The 7,956-nt window shown below is 49.5% G+C and carries 8 protein-coding genes and 1 pseudogene; 7 read left to right on the top strand and 2 right to left on the bottom strand.

Annotation, left to right across the window (positions count from 1 at the left end; all coding sequences use genetic code 11):
* The 7 genes from ABUA47_RS17260 to ABUA47_RS17290 form a co-directional block, all read left to right on the top strand.
* A partial coding sequence (locus ABUA47_RS17260) for a F0F1 ATP synthase subunit A (RefSeq protein ID WP_349831818.1) occupies nucleotides 1–315 on the top strand: 315 nt, incomplete at its 5' end.
* 56 nt (nucleotides 316–371) lie between these two features.
* The gene (gene atpE / locus ABUA47_RS17265) at nucleotides 372–629 is read left to right on the top strand and encodes an ATP synthase F0 subunit C (protein ID WP_005829122.1); all 258 of its coding nucleotides are present in this window, start codon (nucleotides 372–374) and stop codon (nucleotides 627–629) included.
* Between the two features lie 95 nt (nucleotides 630–724).
* Entirely contained in the window at nucleotides 725–1,231 is a 507-nt protein-coding gene (gene atpF / locus ABUA47_RS17270; protein ID WP_005836994.1) for a F0F1 ATP synthase subunit B, read from the top strand.
* Nucleotides 1,232–1,242: 11 nt separating this feature from the next.
* Nucleotides 1,243–1,803 (top strand): F0F1 ATP synthase subunit delta, encoded by a 561-nt coding sequence (locus ABUA47_RS17275; RefSeq protein WP_005829118.1) that lies wholly within the window; start codon nucleotides 1,243–1,245, stop codon nucleotides 1,801–1,803.
* A gap of 133 nt (nucleotides 1,804–1,936) precedes the next feature.
* Entirely contained in the window at nucleotides 1,937–3,520 is a 1,584-nt protein-coding gene (atpA, locus tag ABUA47_RS17280) for a F0F1 ATP synthase subunit alpha (protein ID WP_085929908.1), read from the top strand.
* Between the two features lie 121 nt (nucleotides 3,521–3,641).
* Complete coding sequence (locus ABUA47_RS17285; RefSeq protein WP_005836996.1) at nucleotides 3,642–4,532, top strand: F0F1 ATP synthase subunit gamma; 891 nt, start codon at nucleotides 3,642–3,644, stop codon at nucleotides 4,530–4,532.
* A gap of 167 nt (nucleotides 4,533–4,699) precedes the next feature.
* Nucleotides 4,700–6,916, top strand: a complete 2,217-nt coding sequence (locus tag ABUA47_RS17290) for an AAA family ATPase (protein WP_057252424.1) — start codon at nucleotides 4,700–4,702, stop codon at nucleotides 6,914–6,916.
* Nucleotides 6,917–6,947: 31 nt separating this feature from the next.
* Here ABUA47_RS17290 and ABUA47_RS17295 read toward each other — a convergent pair whose 3' ends face one another.
* Nucleotides 6,948–7,850 (bottom strand): SDR family oxidoreductase, encoded by a 903-nt coding sequence (locus tag ABUA47_RS17295; RefSeq protein ID WP_008663562.1) that lies wholly within the window; start codon nucleotides 7,848–7,850, stop codon nucleotides 6,948–6,950.
* A 25-nt stretch (nucleotides 7,851–7,875) separates the two neighbouring features.
* Nucleotides 7,876–7,956: pseudogene (locus ABUA47_RS17300) on the bottom strand (occludin); the annotation flags it as partial.

Genomic DNA, 7,956 nt, shown 5'->3' on the forward strand with positions numbered 1-7,956 from the left:
GTACCGGTCCCCATGATGCCGTTTATCGAGTTCTTCGGTATTTTCACCAAACCGTTTGCTTTGATGATACGTCTTTTTGCCAATATGCTGGCAGGGCACATGGCAATGCTGGTGCTTACCTGCCTGATATTCATCTCGGCCAGTATGGGACCTGCTTTGAACGGAACGCTGACCGTGGCATCGGTGTTGTTCAATATCTTTATGAATGCACTTGAGTTGTTGGTTGCCTTTATCCAGGCATATGTGTTCACCATGCTGTCAGCCGTGTTCATCGGTCTGGCGCAGGAAGAGCATAAGGAGAAGGCGGTGAAGTGATACGATTATTGGGAATATAAATATTAATAAAAATAACCATTTAAAAACTGAAAGTTATGTTACTATCTGTATTATTGCAAGCTGCTGCGGCAGGTGTGGGAGTTAGTAAACTGGGTGCAGCCATTGGTGCTGGTTTGGCTGTTATTGGTGCTGGTGTAGGTATTGGTAAAATCGGCGGTTCTGCTATGGAGGCCATTGCCCGCCAGCCGGAAGCATCCGGAGATATCCGTATGAACATGATTATTGCCGCTGCCTTGATTGAAGGTGTTGCTTTGTTGGCAGTAGTTGTGTGTTTATTGGTATTCTTTTTATAATGTACAATCTACCATTTGCCATTTACAATTTGTCCGTGCAGCATCACCGCGCAGCCAAATTGTAAATCGTAAATTGTCAAATAGTAAATAAAATTATGTCATTGTTATTACCCGATAGTGGTCTGCTGTTCTGGATGCTCCTTTCATTCGGTGTGGTGTTTGTGGTGCTTGCCAAGTACGGTTTTCCCGTTATCACCAAGATGGTGGAAGGTCGCAAGACCTACATCGACCAGTCTTTGGAAGTGGCACGCGAAGCAAATGCCCAGCTCTCCAAACTGAAAGAGGAGAGTGAAGCGTTGATTGCTGCTGCCAACAAAGAACAAGGACGTATTCTGCGGGAGGCGATGCATGAGCGTGACAAGATTATCGTCGAAGCACGCAAGCAGGCGGAAGCCGCCGCGCAGAAGGAGCTGGACGAAGTTAAAAAGCAGATACAGCAAGAGAAGGAAGAGGCCATCCGCGATATTCGCCGCCAGGTGGCAGTCTTGTCCGTAGATATAGCCGAGAAAATTATCCGCAAGAATCTGGACGAGAAACATGAGCAGATGGAGATGATAGACCGGATGCTGGATGAAGTGCTGGCCGCAAGTAAAAACAATTAATTCTCAAAGAAATGGATATAGGAATCGTTTCGATGCGTTATGCGAAAGCATTGATGGAATATGCCAAGAGCATGGGGGCAGAAGATACTCTGTACAAGGAGTTTTGTATGCTCGACCGTAGCTTCAGGAAACATCCGGATTTGCGCATGGCATTGGAAAACCCCATCCTGACGATACGTGAGAAGTTAACACTTATCTGTACCGCTGCTGTGGGGGATGCTCCTGCGGGCCGTGAGTTTGCGCGTTTCATGACCCTGGTGTTGAAGAACCGGCGGGAAAACTTTCTCCAGTACATCTGCCTGAGTTTTCTGGATTTGTACCGGAAAGACAAGCATATCGGTGTAGGAAAGCTGATAACAGCCGTTCCCGTCAGCCAGGAAGTGCGGGAGCGCATCCATGACAGTGCTTCCTCCCTGCTGCATGCCAGCATGGAGCTGCAGACTGAAGTGGATCCCTCCATTGAAGGTGGTTTTATCTTCGACATCAACGACTTCCGTCTGGATGCCAGTATTGCTACGCAGCTTAAGAAAGTGAAACAGCAGTTCATTGATAAGAATAGAAGAATCGTGTGATTTACGATTTGACAATTTACAATTTACTTATTTAATAGTCTTGTGATGCGTAAGTTGTAGAGGTCAAACAGTATATGATTCGGGTTCTTTCAAATAGTAAATAGTAAATTGTAAAATAGTAAATACTAAGATGTTGTCTGAAAATATAAAAGTAAGCGAAGTCTCCGATATTCTCCGCAAGCAACTGGAAGGGATTGACACCCGCGTACAGTTGGACGAGATTGGCACGGTACTGCAAGTCAGTGACGGTGTAGCCCGTATCTATGGGTTGCGCAATGCCGAAGCCAACGAGTTGTTGGAGTTCGACAACGGCATCAAGGCCATTGTGATGAACCTCGAAGAGGATAATGTGGGTGCTGTGTTGCTTGGCCCTACGGATAAAATCAAGGAAGGCTTCATTGTAAAGCGTACCAAGCGTATTGCTTCCATCATGGTGGGAGAGGGTATGCTGGGCCGTGTAATAGACCCTCTGGGTGCGCCGCTCGATGGCAAAGGACTGATAGGCGGAGAACTTTATGAAATGCCGCTGGAACGCAAGGCGCCGGGAGTTATCTTCCGTCAGCCGGTGAATCAGCCGCTACAGACCGGTCTGAAGGCTGTGGATGCCATGATACCTATCGGCCGTGGACAGCGTGAGCTGATTATCGGTGACCGCCAGACCGGTAAGACGGCCATTGCCATCGATACCATCATCAACCAGCGTGCCAATTTTGATGCTGGTGATCCGGTATATTGCATTTATGTAGCCATTGGCCAGAAAGGTTCTACCGTTGCCTCTATCGTGAATACCCTGCACCAGTACGGTGCGATGGACTATACCATTGTGGTGGCTGCTACGGCGGGAGACCCGGCTGCATTGCAGTATTACGCTCCCTTTGCAGGGGCTGCCATCGGAGAGTATTTCCGTGATACCGGCCGTCATGCGCTGGTGGTCTATGACGACTTGTCCAAGCAGGCGGTGGCCTATCGTGAAGTGTCTCTGATTCTGCGCCGTCCGTCAGGACGTGAGGCCTATCCGGGTGATATCTTCTATCTGCACTCCCGTTTGTTGGAACGTGCGGCGAAGATTATCAGCCAGGAGGAAGTGGCACGCGAGATGAACGACCTGCCGGACAGTCTGAAAGGCAAGGTGAAAGGTGGCGGTTCGCTGACTGCATTGCCCATTATCGAAACTCAGGCAGGAGACGTGTCTGCCTATATCCCAACGAATGTGATTTCAATCACTGACGGGCAGATATTCCTTGATACGAACCTCTTCAACCAGGGTAACCGTCCGGCCATTGACGTGGGTATCTCTGTGAGCCGTGTGGGTGGTAATGCCCAAGTCAAGGCTATGAAGAAGGTGGCAGGTACATTAAAGATTGACCAGGCACAGTACCGGGAGCTGGAAGCGTTTACCAAGTTCAGTGGCGATATGGACCCCGTGACGGCATTGACCATCGACAAGGGACAGAAGAATACACGCCTGCTGGTACAGCCCCAATACAGCCCGATGCCGGTAGAAAAGCAGATTGCCATTCTTTATTGCGGCACGCACGGCTTGTTGAGGAATGTTCCTTTGGACAAGGTCAGCGAGTTTGAACGCAACTTCCTTGAGTCTCTTGAGATGAACTATCGCATGGAGGTACTCGACGTTTTAAAGACGGGTGCCATCAATGACGATGTCTGCAAGAAGATTGAGGAGACGGCAGAGGCGGTTGCAAGGCAATTCATGTGATTTACGATTGGACGATTTACGATTTACGATTGGAGTTACTCTATATGGTAAGTTGTAAATCGGACGCAGGCAGAAGTTACCTCAATCGTAAATCGTAAATAATTAAATCGTAAATAGATATATGTCTTCACTGAAAGAGGTAAAAAATAGAATAAGCTCCGTCAAGAGTACACGCCAGATAACATCGGCTATGAAGATGGTGGCATCTGCCAAACTGCATAAGGCGCAGGGGCGGATTGAGAATATGCTGCCTTATCAACGGAAGCTGAATGAGATTCTGACGAACTTTCTGCGTACGGATGCTTCCTTCGAGTCGCCCTATACCGAGAAAAGACCCGTGACGAGGGTAGCGGTCGTGGCGTTTTCGTCCAATAGTTCCTTGTGCGGTGCATTCAACTCGAATGTGGCGAAGATGCTGGAACGGGCTTTGGAAGATTACCAGTCGCTGGGCAAGGAGAATATTCTGATATATCCCGTTGGGAGAAAGGTGGAGGAAGCCGTCAAGAAAATGGGATATGTGCCGCAAGGCAGCTACCAGGTGATGGCAGACAAGCCTTCGTACGTTGAAGCGTATGAGCTGGCAGAGAAGTTGATGCATGAGTTTGTGGAAAAGCAGATTGACCATGTGGAGCTGATTTACCATCACTTCAAATCGATGGGTTCGCAGGTGCTGCTCCGCGAGAATTATCTGCCCATTGACCTGACGCAAGTAGCGCAGGAGGCGGCAGAAGATGTACCGGAGGATGCCCGCAGTTTTAATAATGATTACATTGTGGAACCTTCCGTCGGCGAACTGATAGCGGAACTTCTGCCAAAAGTGTTGAGTCAGAAGATATTTACCGTGCTTCTCGATTCCAATACTTCGGAACATGCTGCCCGTATGCTTGCCATGCAGACGGCGACAGATAATGCCAACGAGTTGATTCAAGATTTGACGAAACAGTATAACAAGAGCCGTCAGCAGGCCATTACGAATGAGCTGCTCGATATTATCGGCGGTAGCTTGAAATAGCCCGGATCGCCCCGTAAAGGGCTTGTTCAGGCTGGGTACAAATAAATGGAATAATAGGACAAGGATAACGAAATAAGCGTTATCTTTGTCCTATTATCATATATGGCTACTGATGAAATCCGTATCATTCTGAGAGAGAGCGGATTGGTTGAATAATAAACATATCAATGGAGAATAATCCCGAAATAGCGCTTGCATGGCAATTCATTGAAAACACAGGCACTCATCTTTTTTTGACCGGCAAGGCAGGTACCGGTAAGACAACTTTCCTGCGAAAACTGAGGGCGGAGAGTCCGAAACGGATGATTGTACTTGCACCGACGGGAATTGCCGCTATCAATGCAGGCGGTGTCACCATCCACTCCTTTTTCCAAGTACCTTTTGCTCCTTATGTGCCCGAAAGCTCATTCAGCGCAGATGGCAAGGCAACCTACCGTTTTCGTTACGGGAAAGAGAAAATCAACATTATACGCAGCATAGATTTATTGGTCATCGATGAAATCAGTATGGTCCGTGCCGACTTGCTCGATTCGGTGGATGCCGTCTTGAGGCGGTTCCGCGACCGGAACAAACCCTTTGGCGGCGTGCAACTGCTGATGATTGGCGACTTACAGCAGCTGTCTCCCGTAGTGAAAGACGATGAGTGGCAGATGCTGCGCAAATACTATGACACGCCTTATTTCTTCTCCAGCCAGGCCTTGAAGCAGACGGAATATTGCACCATAGAACTAAAGAAAGTCTATCGGCAGAACGATGGGACTTTTCTTGAATTACTGAACCGCATTCGCGAAAACCGTTGTGACGGGCAAGTGCTGGAAGCCTTGAACCGCCGGTATATTCCCAATTTCGTACCAGATAAAGAAGAAGGATACATCCGCCTGGTGACCCACAATTATCAGGCCCAACGGATTAATGACCATGAGCTGGAACAACTTCCGGGACGCTCGTATGCCTTTCGTGCCAAGATTGACGGAAAGTTTCCCGAATATTCCTATCCCACGGATGAAGTACTGGAACTGAAACGCGGTGCCCAGGTAATGTTTGTGAAGAACGACACCTCCGGTGAGCACCGTTACTACAATGGCATGATTGGAGAGGTGACAGCCGTGTCGGCAGATGGAATTGAAGTGCGCAGTAAGGGAAGCGACGCTACCTTCTTACTTCAGGAGGAAGAGTGGACGAATGCCAAATACGTGCTTGATGAGGAAACCAAGGAGATTACAGAAGATATTGAAGGAACATTCCGGCAATATCCGCTGAAGCTGGCGTGGGCGATTACCATTCACAAAAGCCAGGGACTGACGTTTGAACGTGCCGTGATTGATGCCGGTGCCTCCTTTGCGCATGGGCAGACCTATGTGGCTCTGAGCCGCTGCAAGACATTGGAGGGAGTGGTGCTCAGTGCCCCGCTTTCTGCAAAGGCCGTTATCAGTGACCATGCAGTAGATACCTTCACGATGGAGGCACGGAGAAACGAGCCGGACGAGAAACGCTTCCGTTCCTTGCAGCAGACCTATTTCCTGGAACTGCTGTCGGGCTTGTTCGATTTCCAGCCCATGGAGCAGGCTTTGCGGCGGTATGTGCGGCTGATAGACGAACACTTGTACAAGCTCTTTCCCAAGCAACTCGCAGCCTGCAAGGAGGAAATGGAACGTTTTCACGACAAAGTGACGAAAGTAGCCCAGAAGTTCAGTATCCAGTATACCCGCCTGATTGATACTGCGCAGGACTATGCAGCCGACCCGACTTTGCAGGGGCGCATACACTCTGCCGCCACTTATTTTCAAGAGCAGTTGCAACCGCTGGATGCGGTGATGGCGAGTACGGTAACTTCTGATAATAAAGAGTTGAAGAAGAAGCTCCGGGATGCCATGGAGGAACTGGAGGAAGTGTTTGACATGAAGACTGATTTGCTGGATTATGTGCTGGAGAATGGTTTCCATATGGCAGGATACTTGAAGCAGAAAGCACTGCTTTCCATTGATGATTCGGCTTCGCAGAAGGGTAAAGGCAAAGGGAGAAGTGCTTCTGCCAAAGAAGGGCAGGGAAGCAGTAAGCAGGCTGATAAAGAGAAACGTCCGCGTGAGCGGAAACGCGATGCTGCGGCTGTTGAAGTACCCACGGATGTGCTGCATCCGGAACTTTACAACCGCTTGGTAGCATGGCGCAATGCAGAAGCTTCCGCATTAGGGCTGCCCGTATACACCGTCATTCAGCAGAAGGCAATTCTAGGCATCAGCAATCTGCTTCCTTCGGATAAGGCCATGCTTGTACGCATTCCGTATTTCGGAAAAAAAGGGGTGGAGAAATATGGAGATGTGATTCTGGAGATGGTACGTGTGTATCGCAAAGAGAAAGGACTGGCAGAGCCGGAGTTGCTGTAGTCGAATCTCCTGCCATCCGCACCTGCATTATTTACCATCCGAACATCAGCTTTATTCCTTCCTCCAGCGTATACGGTTGATACCCCAGTTCCCGGTGTGCCTTTTCTATACTCAGCCCGCTGAAACGGGGACGTGGTGTCTTTTCGTTCATTTCCTTCGTGGTGACGGGACGGATGAGCGAGCGATTCAGCCCCAATACGTCCGCTACCCGATAAGCGATGTCTGCAATGGTCAGGCACTCGCTGCCACAGAGATGATAGATACCGTTTTGCGGATGACTTATCAGCTTCTCCACTCCTTGCGACACGTCTCCCACGAAGGTGGGCGTACGCCATTGGTCGGATACGACGAACACTTCCTCATTGTTCCTTAATCTGTTTGCCACCAGTTGGAGCACATTTCCATGCTGTCCGGGCAGGGCGGCACCGTACACCACCACTACGCGCACGATGGCATAATCCCTGCAAACGGCAGCGATACGTTTCTCACCTTCCAGTTTGGTGTAGCCGTAATAATTAACGGGAGCGGGAATATCCTCCTCCGTATAGGGTCGGTCCGTATCACCACCGAAAACGAAGTCGGTGGAAAGATGGATAAAACGGCTGCCTCCCGCCTCACAGCATTCTGCCAGATGCTCCACGGCAGTAATGTTGACGGCATCCGCTTCTGCATGGTGCGTTTCGCAATAATCGGGGACGGAGAGGGCGGAGGTATTGATTACAACATCCGGCTGTACTTCCTGGAAAAGCTTTTTCACCGCCTGGCGGTTGCATATATCCGTACGGATAAAGCGATAGTCGCCCGAATGGGGACAGATGTCGTCGTGCAGGGAACAGCCCGTTGTCTGATAAAACACGTTGTGGGACAAATCATCCAGGATGCGTCTGCCGGTAAAACCGTTGGCGCCTATTACCAGTATTTTCTTTCTTGTCATTGATTCTGTTGTTAAGTGATGGGCATCAATAGGGCACGTGTCTGCCCTGCTGTACCTCGATGCGTATGCCAAAGGCTCCGTTGGCTGATTTCAGCTCGAACGCGCC

Source organism: Bacteroides sp. RTP31139st1_H2_RTP31139_211217 (assembly GCF_040227615.1).
In the GTDB taxonomy this organism is placed as follows: Bacteria; Bacteroidota; Bacteroidia; order Bacteroidales; family Bacteroidaceae; genus Bacteroides; species Bacteroides uniformis.

What these genes read in the sequence shown, in the direction of transcription:
- ABUA47_RS17285 (WP_005836996.1), top strand. Translation starts at nt 3,642, where the DNA reads ATGTCTTCACTGAAAGAGGTAAAAAATAGAATAAGCTCCGTCAAGAGT.
- ABUA47_RS17290 (WP_057252424.1), top strand. Translation starts at nt 4,700, where the DNA reads ATGGAGAATAATCCCGAAATAGCGCTTGCATGGCAATTCATTGAAAAC.
- ABUA47_RS17275 (WP_005829118.1), top strand. Translation starts at nt 1,243, where the DNA reads ATGGATATAGGAATCGTTTCGATGCGTTATGCGAAAGCATTGATGGAA.
- atpF (WP_005836994.1), top strand. Translation starts at nt 725, where the DNA reads ATGTCATTGTTATTACCCGATAGTGGTCTGCTGTTCTGGATGCTCCTT.
- atpE (WP_005829122.1), top strand. Translation starts at nt 372, where the DNA reads ATGTTACTATCTGTATTATTGCAAGCTGCTGCGGCAGGTGTGGGAGTT.
- ABUA47_RS17295 (WP_008663562.1), bottom strand. Translation starts at nt 7,850, where the DNA reads ATGACAAGAAAGAAAATACTGGTAATAGGCGCCAACGGTTTTACCGGC.